The 811-nt window shown below is 75.0% G+C and carries 1 protein-coding gene; it reads right to left on the reverse strand.

Annotated elements, in window-relative coordinates; all coding sequences use genetic code 11:
* Positions 1-811, reverse strand: an 811-nt coding sequence (locus G3573_RS21730) for a glycosyltransferase family 2 protein (RefSeq protein WP_163263693.1), incomplete at both ends; no start/stop codon positions are given.

An 811-nucleotide genomic window follows, 5' to 3' on the forward strand; every position in this document is an offset into this window, starting at 1 on the left:
GGGTCCGGCCGCCGCGCGAACAGGGCGTTCAGCCGGGCGGCGACGGGCAGGCGCAGCAGGGCGGCGGCGCGCGGGCGTCCGGCGCCCCAGCGCAGAGCCTCGCCCCAGCGGCCCTTCTTCAGGGCTTCGACGATCTCGCCGAACACCAGGGCGTCCTTGACGCTGCGTCGGCGCCGCTCGACCTCGCGCAGCACCTCCGGCGTGGGCGCGACCTCCCGCAGCTCGAAGTCCGCGGCCAGGCTGGCCCGCAGCTGGGCCGGCGTCAGCCGGTGCGACAGCGAGCCAGGACGGCGGCGGTAGAAATAGGTGGGCTGCGGATAGGTCCGCAGCCGCAGGCCGGCGAACATCAGCCGCGCGACCAGGTCGAAGTCCTCGGTGAGGAACAGCCGCTCGTCGTAGGTCACGCCGCTGCGCCGCAGGGCGTCCATCCGGATCACCGGCTTCAGATAGCCCAGCGCCGGGCCGCGACCGAAGAACCGGTTCGAGCGGACATAGGCGACCGGGTCGATCCACTGCGGGGCCTGGGCCAGGGCGCCGGTGAAGAACAACCGCGTCGTCTCGGAGTCGGTGTCGGAGAACAGCAGCAGGTCGTCGGCGACCATCTCGGCCCCGTCCCGCTCGGCCGCCTCGATCAGCTGGCGGAAGCGGTCGGGGTGGACCAGGTCGTCGCTGTCCACCACCGCGACCCAGCGGCCGCGGGCGGCGCGCAAGGCCCGGTTGCGGGCGGCGGCCGGTCCGCCGGCGGTCTCGGCGGTGAGCACCCGCACCCGCGGGTCGCGCTCGGCCATGCGCCGGACGCGCGCGACGCTGT

Origin of the sequence: Caulobacter sp. 17J65-9 (genome assembly GCF_010975005.1) — a bacterium.
Classification (GTDB): Bacteria; Pseudomonadota; Alphaproteobacteria; order Caulobacterales; family Caulobacteraceae; genus 17J80-11.